Source organism: Streptomyces sp. NPDC032126, assembly GCF_055580085.1.
In genome coordinates this window covers 134,262-153,614 of the sequence record NZ_JBVIMA010000012.1, presented here as the reverse complement: position 1 = coordinate 153,614, position 19,353 = coordinate 134,262, and the positions used below count along the sequence as shown (strand labels likewise).

At 73.0% G+C, this 19,353-nt stretch carries 17 protein-coding genes; 6 read left to right on the top strand and 11 right to left on the bottom strand.

What is annotated here, in order from left to right:
- Positions 1-21: 21 nt before the first annotated feature.
- The 8 genes from pstS to ACZ5NW_RS34600 all read right to left on the bottom strand — a co-directional run bounded on the left by pstS (position 22) and on the right by ACZ5NW_RS34600 (position 9,100).
- Positions 22-1,152: a phosphate ABC transporter substrate-binding protein PstS gene (gene pstS / locus ACZ5NW_RS34635; RefSeq protein ID WP_468747980.1), complete on the bottom strand. Its 1,131-nt coding sequence runs from the start codon at positions 1,150-1,152 to the stop codon at positions 22-24.
- A gap of 247 nt (positions 1,153-1,399) precedes the next feature.
- Complete coding sequence (locus ACZ5NW_RS34630; protein ID WP_468747979.1) at positions 1,400-1,858, bottom strand: NUDIX hydrolase; 459 nt, start codon at positions 1,856-1,858, stop codon at positions 1,400-1,402.
- 3 nt (positions 1,859-1,861) lie between these two features.
- Entirely contained in the window at positions 1,862-3,184 is a 1,323-nt protein-coding gene (locus tag ACZ5NW_RS34625) for a CHAD domain-containing protein (RefSeq protein ID WP_468747978.1), read from the bottom strand.
- Complete coding sequence (locus tag ACZ5NW_RS34620; RefSeq protein ID WP_468747977.1) at positions 3,165-5,399, bottom strand: RNA degradosome polyphosphate kinase; 2,235 nt, start codon at positions 5,397-5,399, stop codon at positions 3,165-3,167. The genes ACZ5NW_RS34625 and ACZ5NW_RS34620 overlap by 20 nt, the downstream gene beginning before the upstream one ends.
- 410 nt (positions 5,400-5,809) lie before the next feature.
- A complete protein-coding gene (locus ACZ5NW_RS34615; RefSeq protein ID WP_468747976.1) occupies positions 5,810-6,796 on the bottom strand; it encodes a hypothetical protein in 987 nt (328 codons plus the stop codon).
- Positions 6,793-7,827: an ABC transporter permease gene (locus ACZ5NW_RS34610; RefSeq protein ID WP_468747975.1), complete on the bottom strand. Its 1,035-nt coding sequence runs from the start codon at positions 7,825-7,827 to the stop codon at positions 6,793-6,795. Before ACZ5NW_RS34610 ends, ACZ5NW_RS34615 begins: the two co-directional genes overlap by 4 nt.
- On the bottom strand, positions 7,824-8,714 hold the full coding sequence (locus tag ACZ5NW_RS34605) for an ABC transporter ATP-binding protein (RefSeq protein WP_468747974.1): 891 nt from the start codon (positions 8,712-8,714) through the stop codon (positions 7,824-7,826). The genes ACZ5NW_RS34610 and ACZ5NW_RS34605 overlap by 4 nt, the downstream gene beginning before the upstream one ends.
- Entirely contained in the window at positions 8,711-9,100 is a 390-nt protein-coding gene (locus ACZ5NW_RS34600; RefSeq protein ID WP_468747973.1) for a GntR family transcriptional regulator, read from the bottom strand. The genes ACZ5NW_RS34605 and ACZ5NW_RS34600 overlap by 4 nt, the downstream gene beginning before the upstream one ends.
- Before the next feature lie 132 nt (positions 9,101-9,232).
- Here ACZ5NW_RS34600 and ACZ5NW_RS34595 point away from each other — a divergent pair, with 132 nt between their 5' ends.
- The 5 genes from ACZ5NW_RS34595 to ACZ5NW_RS34575 all read left to right on the top strand — a co-directional run bounded on the left by ACZ5NW_RS34595 (position 9,233) and on the right by ACZ5NW_RS34575 (position 13,948).
- On the top strand, positions 9,233-9,775 hold the full coding sequence (locus ACZ5NW_RS34595) for an RNA polymerase sigma factor (protein ID WP_468747972.1): 543 nt from the start codon (positions 9,233-9,235) through the stop codon (positions 9,773-9,775).
- An 85-nt stretch (positions 9,776-9,860) separates the two neighbouring features.
- Positions 9,861-10,700, top strand: coding sequence for a cupin domain-containing protein (locus tag ACZ5NW_RS34590; protein WP_468747971.1), 840 nt, complete (start codon positions 9,861-9,863; stop codon positions 10,698-10,700).
- A 52-nt stretch (positions 10,701-10,752) separates the two neighbouring features.
- Positions 10,753-11,622, top strand: a complete 870-nt coding sequence (locus ACZ5NW_RS34585; RefSeq protein WP_468747970.1) for an ABC transporter ATP-binding protein — start codon at positions 10,753-10,755, stop codon at positions 11,620-11,622.
- A complete protein-coding gene (locus ACZ5NW_RS34580) occupies positions 11,619-13,169 on the top strand; it encodes an ABC transporter permease (RefSeq protein WP_468747969.1) in 1,551 nt (516 codons plus the stop codon). Before ACZ5NW_RS34585 ends, ACZ5NW_RS34580 begins: the two co-directional genes overlap by 4 nt.
- Positions 13,157-13,948, top strand: a complete 792-nt coding sequence (locus tag ACZ5NW_RS34575) for an ABC transporter (protein ID WP_468747968.1) — start codon at positions 13,157-13,159, stop codon at positions 13,946-13,948. Before ACZ5NW_RS34580 ends, ACZ5NW_RS34575 begins: the two co-directional genes overlap by 13 nt.
- 12 nt (positions 13,949-13,960) lie before the next feature.
- Here ACZ5NW_RS34575 and mshD read toward each other — a convergent pair whose 3' ends face one another.
- Complete coding sequence (mshD, locus tag ACZ5NW_RS34570; RefSeq protein ID WP_468747967.1) at positions 13,961-14,893, bottom strand: mycothiol synthase; 933 nt, start codon at positions 14,891-14,893, stop codon at positions 13,961-13,963.
- A gap of 206 nt (positions 14,894-15,099) precedes the next feature.
- Between mshD and ACZ5NW_RS34565 the strand changes: the two genes are divergently transcribed.
- On the top strand, positions 15,100-16,902 hold the full coding sequence (locus ACZ5NW_RS34565) for a bifunctional metallophosphatase/5'-nucleotidase (protein WP_468747966.1): 1,803 nt from the start codon (positions 15,100-15,102) through the stop codon (positions 16,900-16,902).
- A 45-nt stretch (positions 16,903-16,947) separates the two neighbouring features.
- Here the strand turns inward: ACZ5NW_RS34565 and ACZ5NW_RS34560 are convergent, their stop codons facing one another.
- Positions 16,948-18,057 (bottom strand): tetratricopeptide repeat protein, encoded by a 1,110-nt coding sequence (locus ACZ5NW_RS34560; protein WP_468747965.1) that lies wholly within the window; start codon positions 18,055-18,057, stop codon positions 16,948-16,950.
- Positions 18,054-19,349: an ATP-binding protein gene (locus ACZ5NW_RS34555; RefSeq protein ID WP_468747964.1), complete on the bottom strand. Its 1,296-nt coding sequence runs from the start codon at positions 19,347-19,349 to the stop codon at positions 18,054-18,056. The genes ACZ5NW_RS34560 and ACZ5NW_RS34555 overlap by 4 nt, the downstream gene beginning before the upstream one ends.
- Positions 19,350-19,353 lie beyond the last annotated feature (4 nt).

Genomic DNA, 19,353 nt, shown 5'->3' with positions numbered 1-19,353 from the left:
GGTCCGGACCACACCTTCAGATCAGCTCAGGCCCTCGATGGTGGTGCGGACCTTGGCGATGATCGCGTCGGGGATGGGGGCGTAGTCGTTCTCGGACAGGATCTTCTGGCCGTCCTCGCTGGCGATGTAGCGGAGGAACGCCTTGGTGGCGGGCAGGGTGCTCGCCTTGTTGCCCTTGTCGCAGGCGATCTCGTACGTGACCAGGACCATCGGGTACGCGCCCTCGGCCTTGGTGGTGTAGTTGAGCTTCAGCGCCAGGTCGCTGCCGGTGCCCTTGATCTGGGCCTCGGCGATGGCCTTGGAGGCGTTGTCGACCGTGGCCTCGACCGGGGCGGCGGCACCGGTGCTGAGGGCGGCGGCCTTCAGGCCGTCCTTGGCGTAGGAGAGCTCCATGTAGCCGACGGCGCCGTTGGTGGACTTCACGCCCTGGGCCACGCCGGAGGAGCCCTGCGCGGCCTGGCCGCCCTTGGCCTGCCAGGCCTTGCCGCCGGAGTACTTCCAGTCGTTCGGGGCGGCGGCGATCAGGTACTTGGTGAAGTTGTCCGTGGTGCCGGACTCGTCCGAGCGGTGGAACGCCTGGATCTTGAGGTCGGGCAGCTTGACGCCGGGGTTGAGCTTGGCGATCGCGGCGTCGTTCCAGTTGGTGATCTTGCCGTCGAAGATCTTGGCGATCGTGGAGGCGTCGAGCGTCAGCTTGTCCACGCCGGAGACGTTGAACGCGACGGCGATCGGGCCGCCGACCATCGGCAGGTCGATGCCCTGGCCGCCGGAGCAGACCTTCTTGGAGTCCGCGACCTGGTCGTCCTTCAGCGCGGAGTCCGAGCCGGCGAACGCGACCTGGCCCTGGTTGAACGCGGTGATGCCCGCGCCCGAGCCGGAGCCCTTGTAGTTGATCTGGACGCCACAGGCCTGCGAGAACTGCTTCACCCAGGCGTCGATCGCGTTCTTCTGCGCGGAGGAGCCGTCGGCGAGCAGCTGGCCCTTGGCGTCGTCGCACTTGATGGAGCCGGCCGCGGCGGTGGCGGAGTTGGTGCTGCCGCCGTCGCTCTTGCTGCTCGTGTCGTCAGAGCCGCACGCCGTGAGGGCCAGGGCGCCGGAGACGGCGAACGCGCCGAGAGCGAGAATCCGCCGGTTCTTGCGCTGAAGCTTCACTTGAGGGAGATCCTTCCGGGAGCCGCCGTCCTGAATCCGGCGGCGTGCGAAGACTGATTGCGCGGACGCGTCCCGCTTGGGTCGCGGTCCGCACCTCGTAGGGCCGAAATTAGGCAGAACAGGTGAAGGCGCCTACGGGCCCAAATGAACGGGGGGTGAACCCCTGTGGGCGGTGTGGTTAGGTCACGGAACGCTTACGTCGAGGACACGGCGCGATCCCGGAGAGCGCACCGGCCGTCGGGCCGCCCTAGGTCAGGCGCAGTGAGTCGAGCAGCGCGTCGACGAGGGTGCGGTCCCTCGGCTGCGTGAGGCGGCCGCGGGCCAGGGCGGGGGGCAGCCAGAGGACGCGGTCGACCTCGGTGTTCGGCACGAATCCGCCCTCGCCGGCCTCGGCCGCCCAGTAGCGGACCTCCTTGGGTCTGCCGTTCGCCAGGTAACGGAGCGTGGGCAGCTCGGCGCCCGGCGCGGCGGTGTAACCGGTCTCTTCCACCACCTCGCGCAGGGCACCGGTCAGGGGGTCCTCGGAGCGCTTGAGCTTGCCCTTCGGGTGCGACCAGTCGTCGTATTTCGGACGATGTACGAGGCACAACTCCAGGGAATCGTCGATTGGCGAGCGGCGCCACAGGACGCAGCCGGCCGCTCGTACGACCGTGTCACCGCTGTTGCTCATGTTGCCGGTGTTGCCCGTGCCGCCGGTCCCGCCCATCGTTCACCTCCGCTGCCACGCCCGCTGGAACGTGTACCGGGCCGCCTCCACCTCATGCCGCTGGTCGGCGTGCAGGACGCCGAGGGCGTAGGCCGTCGCGGGGGCGATCCGGGGGGTGCGGGCCGCCTGGGCCGCCGCGCCCGCCGCCTCGGCGGCGTCGCGGTGCCGGTCCAGGGCCTCGCCGGCGCCGTGGAGGCGTACGTCCACGGCGCAGGCGTCGCCGTGCAGGACCTCCAGGGCGTAGCGGTGCAGCCGCAGGAGCAGCCGGACCTGGTGCCAGGAGGCGTCCTGGGGGTGCGGGGCGGGATCCGGGGAGAGGCCGTGGATCAGGGCCTGGGAGTTGTAGGGGACGCCGGCGGTGAGCAGGGGGAGGGCGGCCACGGCGTCGGTGAGGCGCTCCTCGGCGGCCGCGGCGAGCGGGCGCAGATCGGTGAGGGGGGCGGCGGCCGTGAGGGGGACCTCGCTGGCCAGTACCGCGACCTTGTCGGCGACCGCGTGGAAGCGGGAGGAGCCGAGGGCCTGGAGGGCGCTGGAATGGGCGCGGGTCCGGGCCAGGGTGAGCTGGCGGTCGAGCAGGGCACCGGCTTTGGCGGCGCCCACGGTGAGATTGCCCCGGTCGAGGGCGGCAGGGGGGTGGGGGGTGGTGCGGGGGGTTGTCGGGTGCGTCGGGTGGCTGGGGGTGCCGGATGCCTCGTCCACGCTCGCGTTCGCTCGCGCGGGGGCACGCCCACCGCCCACCCGTGTCGCCCCGGCGGTGCGGCTGCCCGCGGCCACGGGGGTGACGTGACCGGCGGCGGCGTCGGTGTGGCTGGTCGTCGTGGTCGAGGCGGCCCCCGTGGCCGTCCCGGCCGCACGGCCCGCCGCGGTCCCGCCCACGCCTGTTGCCGTCGTCCCTGTTGCCGCGCCCGTCGCCCCGCCCGTCCCCGTTGCCGCCGCTGCCTGCTGCTGGGCCGGTACCGCCGTCGAGCCCGACAAGCGGTGCAGGGCCAGGAGCAGGCGTTCCAGGCGGGCCTCGTAGGCGTGTTCCAGGGCCAGCGTGCCGGAGACCCAGGCCAGTTCGGGGCGGATCTCCTCCGACCAGTCGGTCTCCAGCAGCGGGCGGAACGTGTGCAGGCTGCCGCTGATGCGGCGGGCCGAGCGACGCAGGGCGCGCGTCGCCTCGACGGACCCCTCCGGGCCGCCCGCCGCGCCCGCCCCGGTCTCCCGGTGCAGACGCAGCGCGCGCAGGAACTCCGTGGCCTGGGCCCGGAGATAGCCGGCGAGGGTGTCCCCCGTGGGCGCGTGGCCGGCCGCGGGATCCGTCAGGTCATGGTGTTGCTGTGCCACGCCGGCGCCTCCGGGCGTCTATGAGCATCTCCTGAACGTTGCGCAGGGGCTGGCCGTCCGCGTCGACCGCGTGCCGGGTCCACTCGCCGTCGGGGCCGAGGTGCCAGGACGCCGTGGTGTCCGACATGCCGGTCTCCAGCAGCCGGTGGAGCGAGGCGCGGTGGGCCGGGTCGACGACCCTGACCAGCGCCTCGATACGGCGGTCGAGGTTGCGGTGCATCATGTCGGCGCTGCCGATCCACACCTCGGGCTCGCCTCCGTTGCCGAAGGCGAAGACGCGCGAGTGCTCCAGGAAGCGGCCGAGGATCGAGCGGACCCGGATGTTCTCCGACAGGCCGGCGACCCCGGGGCGCACCGCGCAGATGCCGCGCACCCACACGTCGACGGGCACGCCCGCCTGGGACGCGCGGTAGAGGGCGTCGATGACGGCCTCGTCGACCATCGAGTTGACCTTGATGCGGACGTAGGCCGGACGTCCGGCACGGTGGTGCTGGACCTCCTTGTTGATGCGGGAGACCAGGCCGTCGCGCAGGGACTTGGGGGCGACGAGGAGGCGGCGGTAGGTCTCCCGGCGCGAGTAGCCGGAGAGGCGGTTGAACAGGTCCGAGAGGTCCGCGCCGACCTGCGGGTCCGCCGTGAGCAGGCCCAGGTCCTCGTAGAGCCGTGCCGTCTTGGGGTGGTAGTTGCCGGTGCCGACGTGGCTGTAGCGCCGTAGCGTCTCGCCCTCCTGGCGGACCACCAGGGACAGCTTGCAGTGCGTCTTCAGACCGACGAGGCCGTAGACGACGTGGCAGCCGGCCTCCTCCAGCTTGCGCGCCCACTTGATGTTGGCGTGCTCGTCGAAGCGGGCCTTGATCTCGACCAGGACGAGGACCTGCTTGCCGGACTCGGCGGCGTCGATGAGCGCGTCGACTATCGGGGAGTCGCCGGAGGTCCGGTACAGGGTCTGCTTGATGGCGAGGACGTCCGGGTCGCCGGCCGCCTGCTCCAGGAACGCCTGGACGGAGGTGGAGAAGGAGTCGTACGGGTGGTGCAGCAGCACGTCCCGCTTGCGCAGGGCGGCGAAGATGTCGGGCGCGGACGCGGACTCGACCTCGGCGAGGTCGCGGTGGGTGCCGGCGACGAACTTCCGGTACTTCAGCTCGGGGCGGTCCAGGCCATGGATGCGGAACAGGCCGGTCAGGTCGAGCGGGCCGGGCAGCGGGTAGACCTCGGCCTCGCTGATCTTCAGCTCGCGCACCAGCAGGTCGAGCACCTCGCGGTCGATGTTCTCCTCGACCTCCAGGCGCACCGGCGGCCCGAAGCGGCGCCGCATGAGCTCCTTCTCCAGGGCCTGGAGCAGGTTCTCCGCGTCGTCCTCCTCGACCTCCAGGTCCTCGTTGCGGGTGACCCGGAAGGTGTGGTGCTCCAGCACCTCCATGCCCGGGAAGAGCTCCTCCAGGTGGGCGGCGATGACGTCCTCCAGGGGGACGTACCGGCCCGGGGCGCACTCCAGGAAGCGGGACAGCAGCGGCGGCACCTTCACGCGCGCGAAGTGGGGCGTGCCGGTGACGGGGTTGCGTACGCGCACGGCGAGGTTCAGGGAGAGACCCGAGATGTACGGGAAGGGGTGCGCGGGGTCGACGGCCAGCGGGGTGAGCACCGGGAAGATCTGGTGCCGGAACAGGGTGAAGAGGCGGGCCTGCTCCTTCTCGGTCAGCTCCTGCCAGCGGACCAGGTGGATGCCCTCCTCGGCGAGCGCGGGGGCGACGTCCTCGTGGTAGCAGGCGGCGTGCCGGGCCATCAGCTCGCGGGAGCGGGCCCAGATCATCTCCAGGACCTCGCGCGGCTGCAGGCCGGAGGCGGAGCGGGTCGCGACGCCGGTGGCGATGCGGCGCTTCAGTCCGGCCACGCGGACCATGAAGAACTCGTCGAGGTTGCTGGCGAAGATCGCGAGGAAGTTCGCCCGTTCGAGGAGTGGCGTGTTCGGGTCCTCGGCGAGTTCGAGGACGCGCTCGTTGAACGCGAGCCAGCTGCGTTCGCGGTCGAGGAAACGGCCCTGCGGCAGCTGGACCCCGTCCACCTGCGTTTCCTCGTAGGCGTCGAGGTCGGCGTCGAGATCGGGTTCCAGGTCGGAGACCACGGCCGCCGTCACGGTGGGCGGGCGGTGCGCGGCTATGGAGCCCACGGAGGGCTGGGCGTGCGTGACCTGTGCCTGGGCGTCTGACTGGCTCATGAACCCATTCTTCCGCGCCCGGGACGATAGCGGCGCGTCGGAACGTGCGAGCGGGAGCTCGGCGACGGGTCCCTCGGGGGTCGTCCGCGCGGGGGACTTCCCGGCGGACGTCTTACCGTCGGGGGATTTCCGCGCGGACGTCTTCCCGTCGGGCGGCTCCGCGCGAGGCGGCGGAGGCTCGGGCACGGCGGCATTCATTGGCCGAGCTTCGCAAGACCGTCTGAATCGTTGGTTACGGCGACATGACGTGAGGGATAGCGGGGGGCGGCTCGCGGGGTCCGTCCCGGCGATTACCGGCGAGAACAGGCCGCTCTGGCCGGTCTACGCCCCCTCCCGGCATGTACATGGCCGGTGTACGTCCTTCCCCCCCCCGGTGGAGGGACGTACACCGGCCAGGGGGCCCACCGGGCTCAGCGGGTGCGGCGGCGCAGCAGCGCGAAGGCGGCCAGCGTGGCCAGGGCGGCCACGGCGAGGACGATGCCCGTCTCCACGAGGCTGAGGGGCAGGTAGTGGGAGGCCGGGTGGTAGGTGAAGCTGAAGCCGGTGACGCCCAGCTTGTCGTAGCAGTGCTGGAGCTCGGTCGTGGTGCCCTCGCACTGCCAGTAGGGGAGGTTCGGCTCGGGCCGGCCGTGGACCAGGGCCGTGTAGTCCAGCTGCCACACATTGCCGTTCGGGGCGCCCAGGTAGCTGCGGGTGACCTCGTGCACGGCGGGCCACAGGGACGAGCGGTAGTGCTCGATCGTCAGGTGGATCAGCCACATCACGGCGACCGACACGCCCAGCGAGGCCAGGGTGCGGCGCAGCAGCAGCGCGGTGAGCGCGCCGACGGCGAGCGCGCACAGCACGTACGCGACGGCGGCCGGGCCGCGCGCCACGAAGGTGTCCGCGTCCGCCCAGTCCTGGAAGATCATGTCGGGGTGGGCGGCCCAGGCCCAGCGGAACACCAGGACCAGCGCGCCGGTGCCGACGGCCAGCGCGAGCGCCGGGACGGCGAGCTTCGCGGCCAGCCAGCGGGTGGGGGTGACGCCCTGGGTCCAGGCGAGGCGCGCGGTGCCGGAGTCCAGCTCGCGGCCGATCAGCGCGCCGCCCGCGAAGGCGGCCACGGCGAGGAAGGCGTACGCGACGAACGTGCCGATCCAGCCGAGCGGTTCGCTGTAGTGCAGGCCGGCGATCGTCATGTCGCAGTAGTCCTGGACATCGCAGGCCTGGTACATCGATCTCTCGTGGTCGGCGGCGACCTCGGTGATCCACACCAGCCAGCCGGCGAGCGCGACGAAGAGGGCGGCCCAGACGATGAGACCGGTGCGGTGCACGCGCAGCACGGCGCGGGCGGTGCGGGGGCCCGGCGGGGGCGGGGCGGACGCCGGCGCCGGGGTCGTCACGGCTTGTGCGCTCATACGGCGGCCTCCTCGCGTACGGGGCCCCGGGCGCCGCGGGTGGAGGTGGCCGTCGACCGCCTGAGCAGCGTGAACGCGGCCACGACGAGGGCCGCGGCGAGGGCGAGGAGGACGGCGGTCGTGGTGAGCTGAAGGGGCCAGTAGTGGGACTGGGGGTGGTACGTGCGGAAGAAGCCGACGGCGTCGGCCTTGGCGTAGCCGGTCGCGCAGCCGTTCATGGCGTCGGCGGGCGTGCACTCCGGGAAGGGGGCGTGCGCGCCGGTGGAGGTGACGATGCCCGAGTCGACGTCGAGGCCGCCGCCGCCCATCCCCTCTTTGAGGGTGGTCTCCTTGGTGACGGCCGGCCACAGGTACGGCATGAGCCGGTCGCCGAGGAAGCGGATCGCGCCGGCCGCGACCAGCGCGAACGTGAGGGCGGGGAGCGTACGGCGCGACAGCACGCCCGCGAGCGCGCCGAGGGCGAGGCCGGCCAGGGCGAAGCCGACGGTGGTGGTGCCGTTGGCGTGGAGGGTGAGCTCGTCGGTCCACTCCTTGGCGGAGTCGATGCGGCCCTGGGAGCGCGACCAGCCCCAGTGGTGCAGCCCGGCCAGCAGGCCCGTGCTCACGGTGATCAGGGCGGCCGGGGCGGCGAGCTTGACGGCCAGCCAGCGCGCCGGGGAGAGGTCCTGCGTCCAGGCGAGATGGGCGGTGCCCGACTCCAGCTCGCGGCCGAACAGGGCGGCGCCGGACCAGGCGGCGACGGCGAAGGGGAGCGCCGTCAGGGCGAGGGTCGTGTAGGTGTACCAGTCCTTGTAGCGGACGATCGCGTCCTGGTCGTAGGAGCAGTGGGCGCTGTCACCGCAGGCCTTGTACTGCCGCCAGCCCTCGGCGGCCGCGTCGGTGAGCGGGCCGCCCAGCCAGAGCAGCAGGCCGGCGAGGACGACCGTCAGGGCCGCCCATACGTACAGCGCGGGGCGGTGCAGGCGGAGCAGCCAGCGCAGCTGGGCCGGGGTGCGGTGGCCGACGGGGAGCGGGGAGGCGAGCGCGGTCACGCGACGGCCTCCCTGGCGTCGGCCGGGGTGAGCGGCGCGGCCTCGGGGTTGCGCAGATAGGCGAGGACGAGTTCCTCCAGGGAGGGCGTCGTGGTGCGCCAGTCGGCGGGCAGCGGGCCGTTCGGGCGGATCATGGCGGAGAGCTGGCGGCCGGTGACGCGGGACTCGACGACCGTGTGGCCGTCCAGGTCGGAGGTCTCGGCGTGCGCGCTCACGCGCGTGTGGGCGTCGATCAGTTCGTCGATCTCCCCGGCGAGCCGGACCCGTCCGCCGCCGACGAGCAGCAGGTGGTCGCAGGAGTCCTCCAGTTCGGCGACGACGTGCGACGACATCACGATCGTCGTGCCGTGCTGGGCGGCCTGCACCATCAGGGTGGCCATCAGCTCGTGCCGGGCCAGCGGGTCGAGGTCGGCCATCGGCTCGTCCAGGAGCAGCAGTTCGGGACGCTTGCCCAGGGCGAGCGCGAGGGCGACGCGGGTGCGCTGGCCGCCGGAGAGGGAGCGGATCTTCTTCGCCGGGTCCAGGTCGCCGGCTTCGACGACGCGCCGGGCGCGGTCGTGGTCCCAGCGGCCCGGGTTGAGGTCGGCGCCCATGCGCAGGGTCTGGGCGACGGTGAGCTGGGGGTAGAGCGGCTTGTCCTGGGCGACGTAGCCGACCCGCGCGCGGGCGGAGGCGGGGTCCGTGCCCAGGACGGATATCCCGCCCTCGCTGGGTGCGAGCAGGCCGGAGGCCAGTGCGAGGAGGGTGGATTTGCCGGCTCCGTTGGGGCCGACGACGGCGCAGACGCGGCCGGTGGGGAGCCGGAAGGAGCAGTCGCGCAGGGCCCAGCCGCCGCGGCGGCCGAAGCGTTTGCCGAGGCCGGCGGCCTCCATGGCCGGGTCGGTCATGACGGGTCTCCCTGGAATCGCTTGTCGAGTACGGCAGTGAAGAGTGCGGCCACGTCGTCCCGGTCCAGGCCGGCCTCGCGGGCCTTGACCACCCAGGCGTCCAACTCCGCCGGCAGGGGGGAGTCGTCGGCGGGCGCGGCGCCCAGCGTGCGGCGTACGAAGGTGCCGAGCCCGCGCCGCGCCTCGACCAGTCCCTCGCGCTCCAGTTCGCGGTAGGCCTTCAGGACGGTGTTGGGGTTGATCGCGGTCGCCTCGACCACCTCGCGGGCCGTGGGCAGCTTGTCGCCGGGTTCGAGCAGGCCCAGACGCAGGGCCTGCTTGGTCTGCTGGACGATCTGGACGTAGGTGGCCACGCCGCTGTGCCGGTCGATGCGGTACTCGACCATCGGACAACCACCCTTTCACTAATTGAGTAGTGGAAGGGTGTTCCACGGGGGCCGGGATGTCAACTTCGGCCCGCTGGGAAAGTCGTCCGCGGATCCGTGAACCGATCGGCGGGGCCGGTCCGATGAGGGGATGTGAGCGAAACGAGAAGCGACGGGGAGCTGCTGCGGGCCATCGCGGCGGACGGGGACCGTCATGCCTTCGAGGAGCTGTACCGGCGCTTCGCGCCGTGGCTGACCGCCCGCATGCGCAGCCGCTGCGCCGACGCCGGGATAGTCGACGACGTCGTGCAGGAGACGTTCCTCGCGGTGTGGCGCGGCACCGCCCGCTATCGCGAGGAGGGCGATGTGGCGGGCTGGCTGTGGCGCATCGGCTCGCGCCGGCTGGTCGACGCGGTGCGCGGCGACGGCGCGCGCGGACGGCTGCGCCAGGCGCTGGCGCGGCTGCGTCACCGGGACGAGGCGTCGGCCGAGGACCGCGTGCTCGCGGGGGTGGAGCACGGGGACCTGGCCGGCGCCCTCATAAGGCTCTCCCCGGAGCTGCGCGCGGTTCTCCAGGCCACGGTCATCGACGGGCTCACGACCCGGGAGGCGGCCGTCCTGCTCGGCATTCCCCCGGGCACGGTCAAGACCCGGGCCCTGCGGGCCCGCAAGCAGCTCCGGGAGGCGCTGGCATGAGGCGGCCCATGGACGGACGCGAGCGATCGAGCGGCGTGGGGGACGGCCGTGTGACCGAAGACCGTACGACGGAAGGTGGGGCGGCATGACCTGGCATGTGGCGGAAGAGGACCTGCGCGCCTATGCGCAGGGCGAGTTGGCGCCCCCGCTGCTGTGGTCGGCGGACACGCACCTGACCGGCTGCGCGCACTGCCGTGCCCGGCTCGCCGACTCCGGCGACCGTACGGCGCTGGACGCGGGCTGGGCGCGGCTGGACGCGGAGCTGGACGCGCCGCGGCCGGGCCTGTTCGAGAAGGTGCTGCTGCGGGTCGGCGTCGCCGACCACACCGCGCGGCTGCTGTCCGCGACCCCGCTGCTGCGCCGCTCGTGGCTGATGGCGGTGCTGTCCCTGCTGGTCATGACGGTGCTGGTGGTCCGCCTGGCCGACACCCCGGCGCTGTTCCTGGCCCTCGCCCCGCTGCTGCCCCTGGCCGGCGTGGCGCTGGCCTACGGCCCGGCCATGGACCCCACCTTCGAGATGGCCGTGGTCGCGCCGCTGCACGGCTTCCGGCTGCTGATGATCCGCACGGTCGCGGTCCTCACGGCGGGCCTCGCGCTCAACGGCCTGGCCACCCTGGCCCTCCCGGGGTACGGCCTGATGGCGCTGGCCTGGCTGCTGCCCGCCCTCGCGCTCACCTCGACGGGCCTGGCCCTGGCCCCCCGGGTGGGTCCGGCGCTAGCGCCCGCCCTGGTCGGGGGCGGCTGGCTGACGCTGCTCTTCGTGGCCCGGGCGCGGGCCCACGGCCACACGCCCGTGCCGTTCACGGCGACCGGCCAGACCACCGCCGCGGCGGTCGCCGCCCTGGCGACGGCGCTGCTCTTCCTGACCCGCGACCGCTTCGACGTCCGCCCGGTGGGCGGCTTCCCGGACAGGGGGGCGCTGTGAGCCGCCTCGCGCCCCCGTCCCCCTTCGTCCCCCTGGCCCTCAGGAGCACCGCATGACCCACGCACCCACCACCGTCACGGCCCACGGCCTCGCCGTGCGCTACGGCGGGACGCGCGCCCTCGACGGCGTCTCGCTGAGCCTGACCCCGGGCGTCACCGGACTGCTCGGCCCCAACGGCGCCGGGAAGACGACCCTGTTGAGGGTGCTGGCCACGGCCGTACCGCCGGACGGCGGCGAGTTCACCGCCCTCGGCCACGACCCGCGCACCTCCGCCGGCCGCCTGGCGCTCCGCCGCGAGCTGGGCTATCTGCCGCAGACCCCCGGATTCCACCCGGACTTCACGGCCTTCGAGTTCGTGGACTACGTGGCGATCCTGAAGGAGCTCACCGATCGCGGCGCCCGCCACCGCGAGGTGCGCCGGGTCCTGGAGGCGGTCGACCTGAGCGAGGTCCGCGGCAGGCGCATCAAGCGGCTGTCCGGCGGCATGCGCCAGCGGGTCGCCCTGGCGGCGGCTCTCGTCGGCGACCCGGGCTTCCTGGTCCTGGACGAGCCGACGGTCGGACTCGACCCCGAACAGCGCATGCGGTTCCGGGAGTTGATCGCCCAGGCCGGAGAGGGCCGCACGGTCCTGCTGTCCACCCACCAGACGGAGGACGTGGCGATGCTCTGCCACCGGGTCGTGGTCATGACCCACGGCCGGGTCCGCTTCGAGGGCACCCCCGCCGAGCTGACCGCGCGGGCCGACGGCCGGGTGTGGAGCAGCGAGCAGCGCGACCCGGCGGCCCGGGCGGGCTGGCGCACGGGCACGGGCACCTTCCGCAACATCGGCGATCCGCCCGAGGGAGCCCACCTGCTGGACCCCACCCTGGAGGACGGCTATCTCCTCACCCTGGACGGCGGGACACCGGCGGTGACGGCATGAGCACCACGGTCAGTGACCCCACGACGACCCCCGCCCCCGCCCTCACCGGGCCGGACCACCCCGCGCGCCGCACGGCGGCCGTCCTCGCCCTGGCCCGCTTCGAGGCCCGCGAACTGCTCCTCCAGGTCCCGGTGATGGCCCTCATGGCGCTGTACACCGCGATGGTCGTCTACGGCATGGTGCCGAACGACGGCATGGACGACTACCCGGTCCTCCACATGGCCGACCGCAGCGGCCAGGCCACCCCGCTGCTCCTCGCCATCGCCCTGCTGATCTGTGTCAACGCGGCGGTGCTGCGCACACGCAGACACGGCACGGCGGACCAGTTCGAGATGCTGCCGATGGACGCCTGGCGGCGCACGCTGGCCCATGTCCTGTCGGTGATCCCCTTCGCGCTGTTCAGCGCGCTGCTGGTCACGGTCCGCTTCACCTGGGAGGCGCTCAAGCCGGGCGCGGTCGGCCATGGTTCGTTCGGCGAGCTGGTGGTGGGCCCGTTGCTGGTGCTGCTCGCCGGGGTCGTCGGGGTGGCGCTGGCCCGCATCGCCCCGTCGCCGTTCGCGCCGATACTGTTCGCGGTCGCCGCGTATGTCCTGTCGGTGACGCTCCTGGGCTCGCAGGACGTCCCGGAGGGGGTGCGGCGGCTGGCGCCGGTCTTCGGCGCGCCCGACGCCGGCGCCGACCCGGTCCCCTCCGACCTGCTCGGCCGCCCCGCCGGCTGGCACGCGCTGTATCTGGCGGGCCTGTGCGTCCTGCTGGCCGGCGCGGCCCTGCTGCGGGCCGGCGGCCGCACCCGGGCGGTCAAGGCGGTGACGGCGATCGCCCTCGCGGCCACCGCGGCGGGCGCGGTCGGCCAGCTCCCGCGTGACACCGCGGCCCTGGAGGCGGCCCGGAAGGCGGTGTGGCAGACACCGGAGAAGGCGCAGTCGTGCGAGGAGCGCGGCGGGTCGACGTACTGCTCGTTCCCGGAGTGGGACGGGATCCGGCCGGAGTGGGCGAAGGTCGTGGACCGGGTGCGGTCGGCGGCGGGCGGCACGGCGGCCGACGCGGACCTGACGGTGCGGCAGCGGGTGGACACCGAGTTCGGTGTGGAGGTCGACGGCACGGTGACGCCGTACACCGCGCCGGGCCGGGTGACGGTGGGCACGCGCTGGGGCGGCAACCGGATTCCCGAGTTCGCGGTGGGCGTGGCCTCGGTGCTGGTGGCGGGCACGGAGGCGAAAGCGGCGGAGCTGTGCGACGCCCGCGTGCTGACCATCATGTGGCTGGCGGTGGGCACCGATCCCACGCCGACGGCCACCTTCCAGGACGTGCGCCTGGACGACAGCCTCTCCGGCGCGGCGGTGATCCTGGCGCCCACGGAACCGCTGTCGATGACGGCCCAGCAGACCGAGGTGTTCCGCGCGATGCTGAAGCGGCCGAAGGCGGAGATCGCGGCGAAGGTGAAGGCCCACTGGGCGGAGCTGACGTCCGCGCGGACGACGACGGCGGACGCGGCGCGTCTGCTGGGCGTGGCGGTGCCGAAGGGGGCGGACCAGTGCGAGTGGTGACGGCGATGGTCGGCCGGAGCAGCGGTGCGGCGCTCACCGGGCCGCTGCTGCGGGCCCTGCTGCGGCCGGTGTGGCGGGCGCTGCCCCGGAAGGGGCCGCTGGCGGCCGCCGGGCTGGGGCTGCTGATCGCCGGTGGCGCCAGACTGCCGGAGCAGGCGCCGGACGAGGGCTCGGCCTACGCCCTGGCGCGGTTGGCCGCGCTGCTCGGCGCCGTGGGCCTGGCCTTCCTCCTGGACGACCCGGCGCGGCACACCACGGGTCCGGTACCGGTGGGCCGCGCGGTCCGGGCCACCCTGCGGATGGCGCTGGCGCTCCCGGCAGCGGCGGTGTGGTGGACGGCGGTGCTGCTGCTGATACCGGCCGCGTCCCGCCCGCCCGTCGGCCCGGTCACCGTGGAGGCGGCGGCGATGGCGACCTGCGCCCTGGCCCTCGCCACATCCGCGATCCGCTTCACGGACGAGCCCGAGCCGGGAGGGGGCGCGGCGCTGTGGCTGGGGACGGCGGCCGTGGTCACGGTGCTCGTCCCGGAGCGCTGGGGCCTGATCAGCGTGCCGGGGGAGCAGTGGTGGACGGCCACACAGGTGCGCTGGGCGGTGGCGCTGGCGGTGACGGTGGGCCTGTGCGGGGCGTGGACGGCGGAGCCGCTCCGAAGACACGGCCGCCCCTTCCGCGGCCGCCCCTTCCGCCCCGACCCGGCGGCTCCGGGGGGTGGTGCCGGATCGGCGGCTCCCGGGGGAGCTCCCGGCCGGTCGGGCGCGGGGGCCGAGGCGGGCGCTTGAGAGCGAGGAGCGTCACGTCTCCGTGCGGTACATGAGGTCTGCCTCGTGGGTGGTGAAGCCCAGCCGCTCGTAGACCGACACCGCGGCCTTGTTGTCGGCGTCGACATAGAGCATCGCCGTCGGCAGTCCCTGCCGTTCCAGGTGCCGCAGTCCGATCGTCGTCAGGGCCTTGCCGAGGCCGCCACCCTGGACGCCGGGGGCGACACCGAGGACGTAGACCTCGCCGAGCTGCTCCTCCGCGTGGACCTTCGTCCAGTGGAAGCCGATCAGTTCGTCGCCGCGGAAGGCGAGGAAGAATCCCGCGGGGTCGAACCAGGGCTCGGCCTTGCGGTCGTCGAGGTCGCGCTGGGTGAGGGAGCCCTGCTCGGGGTGGTGGGCGAAGGCGGCGGCGTTGACGGCGAGCCACGCGGAGTCGTCGACGCCGGGCACGAAGGTCCGTACGGTCACGCCGTCGGGAAGGACCGGCTCGGGCAGATCGAGGCCGGTCAAGGGGCGCCGCATCTGACGGAGTTCGCGGAAGAGGGTCAGCCCCAGGACCTGGGCGAGGTGGCGGGCGGCGGCGTGGCCGCCGTGCGCCCAGACCCGCAGCCGCTTGCCGGAGGCGGCGAGCAGGGCGGAACCGAGGGCGCGGCCGTGCCCGTGGCCGCGCGTGTCGGGGTGGACGACGAGTTCGGCGGCCGGTGCCTCGACGGGGTCGGTGTCCTCCAACTGGGCGTAGCCGATGAGCGCTTCGCCGACGGTGAGGAGGAGGTGGGACACGCCCTCGCGGGCGCCGCCGCGCAGCTGCAGCCGGCCCTGCTCGGACACGGCCTGCTGGCCGTCGACGCGGGCGGCCTCCGCGAGCAGGTCGAGGACGGCCTCGATCTGGGCCGGGTCGAGCGCGGAGTAGGTCTCGATGGATCGGGAGACGGGGAGCGGGAGCCGTGCGGGGTCGTCGCTGGTCATGCGTATGAGGGTAAAGGGAGGAGGGATCGCGTGGCCGAAGGCGAAGATGTCGGCGAAGGGAAACCAGGATGTAACCACTAACCCCCTGTCGCGCTACGCGCGTTGACTCTAGGCTGCGCGCGGACGGGGTCACGCCTCACGCACCCCGGACGCCCCGCACACACCCAGGGCCGGGTCGGCCCACGCCACACGCCACAGGGGGGCGCATGAGAGCCACTTCCCAGTCGATTCCGGGCCGCAGACGCCGGACGTACCGCATCCTCGCGACCGCCGCCGGTCTCGCCACCGTCGGTGCCCTGGCCGCCGCCCTTCCGGCGCACGCGCACGAGGACGGGCACTCCCGCCCGCTGCCCAGCCGCTACCAGGACGTTCAGCTTCTGTCGTTCAACGACCTGCACGGCAACCTGGAGCCGCCGTCGGGTTCGTCGGGCCGCGTCACCGAGCTGCAGGCCGACGGCACGACGAAGACGATCGACGCGGGCGGCGTGGAGTACCTCGCCACCCACCTGCGCCAGGCCCGCGCGGGCCACCCGTACTCCATCACGGCGGCCGGCGGCGACATGGTCGGCGCGTCCCCGCTGATCTCGGGCCTGTTCCACGACGAGCCCACCATCGAGGCGCTGAACGGCCTGCACCTCGATGTGACCAGCGTCGGCAACCACGAGTTCGACGAGGGCGCCAAGGAGCTGGCCCGGCTGCAGAACGGCGGCTGTCACCCGACGGACGGCTGCTACACCGACGAGGAGTTCGGCGGCGCCGACTTCCCGTACCTCGCGGCGAACGTGCTGGACGAGAAGACCGGCAAGCCGATCCTCAAGCCGTACTGGGTGTGGAAGAAGAAGGACGTCAGGATCGGCTTCATCGGCGTCACCCTGGAGGGCACCCCGGGCATCGTCTCCGCCGACGGCGTCAAGGGCCTCACCTTCAAGGACGAGGTCGAGACGATCAACAAGTACGCCAAGGTGCTCCAGGCGCAGGGCGTGCAGTCGATCGTCGCGCTGATCCACGAGGGCGGCTTCCCGGCCTCCACCGCGTACAACTACAACTGCGACGCGGGGGGCGCCGGCTCCGGCATCTCCGGTCCGATCGTCGACATCGCGAAGAACATCACGCCGGCCGTGGACGCGCTGGTCACCGGCCACACGCACACGGCGTACGTCTGCGACGTCCCCGACCCGTCGGGCAAGCCCCGCATGGTCACCTCGGCCGCGTCCTTCGGCCGCCTCTACACGGACACCACGCTGACGTACGACCACTGCACGGGTGACATCGTCCGTACGGCGGTGAAGTCGGCGAACCACGTGGTCACCCGGGACGTCGCCAAGGCGCCGGACATGACCGAGCTGATCAGCAAGTGGAACACCCTGGCGGCGCCCATCGGCAACCGCCCCATCGGCTACATCTCCGCCGACATCGGGAACACCGGCACCGAGTCCCCGATGGGCGATCTGATCGCCGACGCGCAGCTGGCGTACGGCAGGAAGCTCGACCCGGAGACCGACCTGGCGCTGATGAACCCGGGCGGTGTGCGCGCCGGTCTGACCTACGCGGCCAAGGGCTCCGAGGGCGACGGTGTGGTGACGTACGCGGAGGGCTTCACGGTCCAGCCGTTCTCCAACACGGTGAACCTGCAGAACTTCACCGGCGCCCAGCTGATCCAGGTCCTCAAGGAGCAGGTCAGCGGCACGAACGCGGCCGTCCCGAAGATCCTTCAGCCGTCCTCGGGCCTGACGTACACGCTGGACCTGACGAAGACGGGCGCGGACCGTGTCGTCACGGACTCCATCAAGCTGAACGGCACGGCCATCGACCCGGCGGCCACCTACCGCGTCGCGACGAACAGCTTCCTCGCGGGCGGCGGTGACGGCTTCCCGACGCTGGCGCTGGGCACGGGCGACCTGGTCGGCTCGGACGACCTGGCGGCCCTGGCGCAGTACATGACGGCCAACTCCTCGGCCACGAGCCCGATCGTGCCGCCGGCCGCGGACCGGATCACGATCGTCAAGTAAGCGGCGGTACTCGAAGCGGGCCCGGTCTCGACGGCCAGGCCCGCTTCAGTAGGTCTTCTTCCGGTCGAACGGCATCGTCGCCAGCGCCGACAGGACGCCGAACCAGAACACCACCTGGGGGACCGCGCGGTCCGTCCAGGGGACCTGGGTGAGCAGCAGCGCGCACAGCAGGGTCGTGCCGGCCTGGAGGAGGACGATCCGGGGCCAGACGCGACGGCGGATCACCGACCGCAGATTGACCCGGACGCCCGTGCGCAGCCGCCGGTAGCGCAGCAGCGCGCCCACCACCCAGACGGCCGCCATCGGCACGAGGTCCCACAGCCGCTGCCCGAGCGGGAGCGGCAGGTCCCGCTGGTCCGCGCCGTCCGTCGGGAACAGGTCGAGGCCGGCGGCGGCGAACAGCAGACAGATCAGCGCGAGCCAGCGCATGCCGCGCAGCAGGCGGTACGAGGCGTCGTCGAGGCCGCGCCGCATCTCCGCCGAGTCGGGGGTGACGGCGAGGGCGTCGGCGTAGAGGGTGGCGGCGAGGGGTGCGTGGGCCCCGTCGGCGGCCTTCTGCGTCCGCCGGGCCAGCGCCTGCGGGTGGTTCGGGTCGAGCCGGAGGATGGCCTCGTCCATCATGGCGGCGACCGTCGTGTTGCCCGCGAGGTCGGCGATGGTCCAGGCCGCCTCGTAGGGGAATATCTCCTCGGGCGCCAGGCGGATGGCCTCCTGGACGAGCTCGCCGGCCTCCCGGTAGTAGGCGTCCATGTTCGCCAGGGGGACCAGGCCGTTCGCCGCCTTCTGACCCCGTCGCAGGGCCCTGATGCGGTACAGCCAGTGGCCGAGCAGCGCGTACCCGTACCAGTACTCGGGTGCGAGGCGGATGACCTCGCGCAGGTCGTCCTCGGTGTCGACGAAGCGGCCGGCGGCCCGCAGGGCGAAGGCGTGCTCGATACGGGCGCCGATGTGCTCCGGGTCGAGGGCGACGGCCCGGTCGGCCGCCGCGAGCGCCTCGGCCCCGTTCCCGTCCGTGTTCCGCAGGCACTTGGAGAGGCGGATCCAGGCGCCGATGTCGTCCGGGTCCGCCGAGAGTCGCCGCTCCAGCAGCGTCCTGGCCTCGTCGTACCGTTGCAGCTCGATGAGCGCGTCGGCCCGCTCCAGTGCCGTGTTCACAGCTTGCGCTTCTTCTTGAGATACGCGACGAGGTCGTCGTACATGCCGCCCTCGTTGGCGAACATCGCCACATTGCGCGCCGAGGCGAACCACGGCTCGCTCGACGGTACGACGTCCTTCGCCGCCGCCAGCAGGTCCTTCATGCCGATCATGCGGACGGCGCCGGTGCGGGCCGAGTCCAGCAGCGCCCGCTCGGCCGCCGCCTCGCAGACGTGGGCGAGATCGGCGCCGGAGAGGCCGTCGGTGGCCTTGGCGAGCTTGCCCAGGTCGACGTTCTCGATGGGGCGGTCGCGCAGGTGGTAGCGGAGGATCGCCTCACGGGCCGGGGCGTCGGGCGGCAGCACGAGGAGGGTGCGGTCGAGGCGTCCGGGGCGGCGCAGGGCGACGTCCACGTCCCAGGGCACATTGGTCGCGGCGAGCACGAACACGCCCTCGTTGGCGCCCGCGTCGATGCCGTCCAGCTCGGTGAGCAGCTGGTTGACGGTGTTGCGCATACCGCTGTGGGCGGTACGGCTGCGCTTGGCGCCGAGGGCGTCCAGTTCGTCGAGGAAGACCACGCAGGGCGCCTGGCGGCGGGCCGACTCGAAGACCGCGTGCATGTTGCGCTCGGAGTTGCCCATCCACATGTCGAGGACGTCGTTGACGGACACGGACAGGAAGGACGCGCCGAGTTCACCGGCGACGGCCCGCGCGATGAAGGTCTTCCCGCAGCCGGGCGGCCCGTACAGGAGCAGCCCGCCGCGCAGGCTCTTGCCGTACAGCCTGCGCAGTTCGGGGTTGCGCAGCGGGGCGAGGAACGCGGCCTCCAGCCGGTCCTTGACCTCCTGCATGCCACCGACGTCGGCCAGCCGTACGGCCCCGGGCGACTCCACGTCCCAGGCCTCGGCGTCGCCCGGGTCGTCCTGCCCGTCGGCGCGGGCCGGGGCCTCGACGAAGCGGGGCGGCACGATGTCACCGACCTGCTCCTCGGCCGCCCGCCAGTCGAAACCGGAGGGATCGGCGGGGGGTACCTCGCGTGCCTCTTCCGCTTCCTCTTCCGCCGCTTCTTCCGGTTCTTCTTCCGAAGAGCTCGTCGGCCGCTGGGTGGGCAGTCCCATCGCCCGCGCCATCAGATCCCGCGCCTGCCCGTCTCCCGGCGCGTGCTGCAGGGCGACGGCGACCTCGGCGATCGCGGCGTCCGACTGCCCCGCGTCCAGGAGGAGTTCGGCGAGATGCAGGCGCAGGGGTACGTCGGCGGGGGCCGCCGCGACGGCCGTGCGGAGGCTCTTGATGAGGGGAGAGTCTTCGGACATGGCC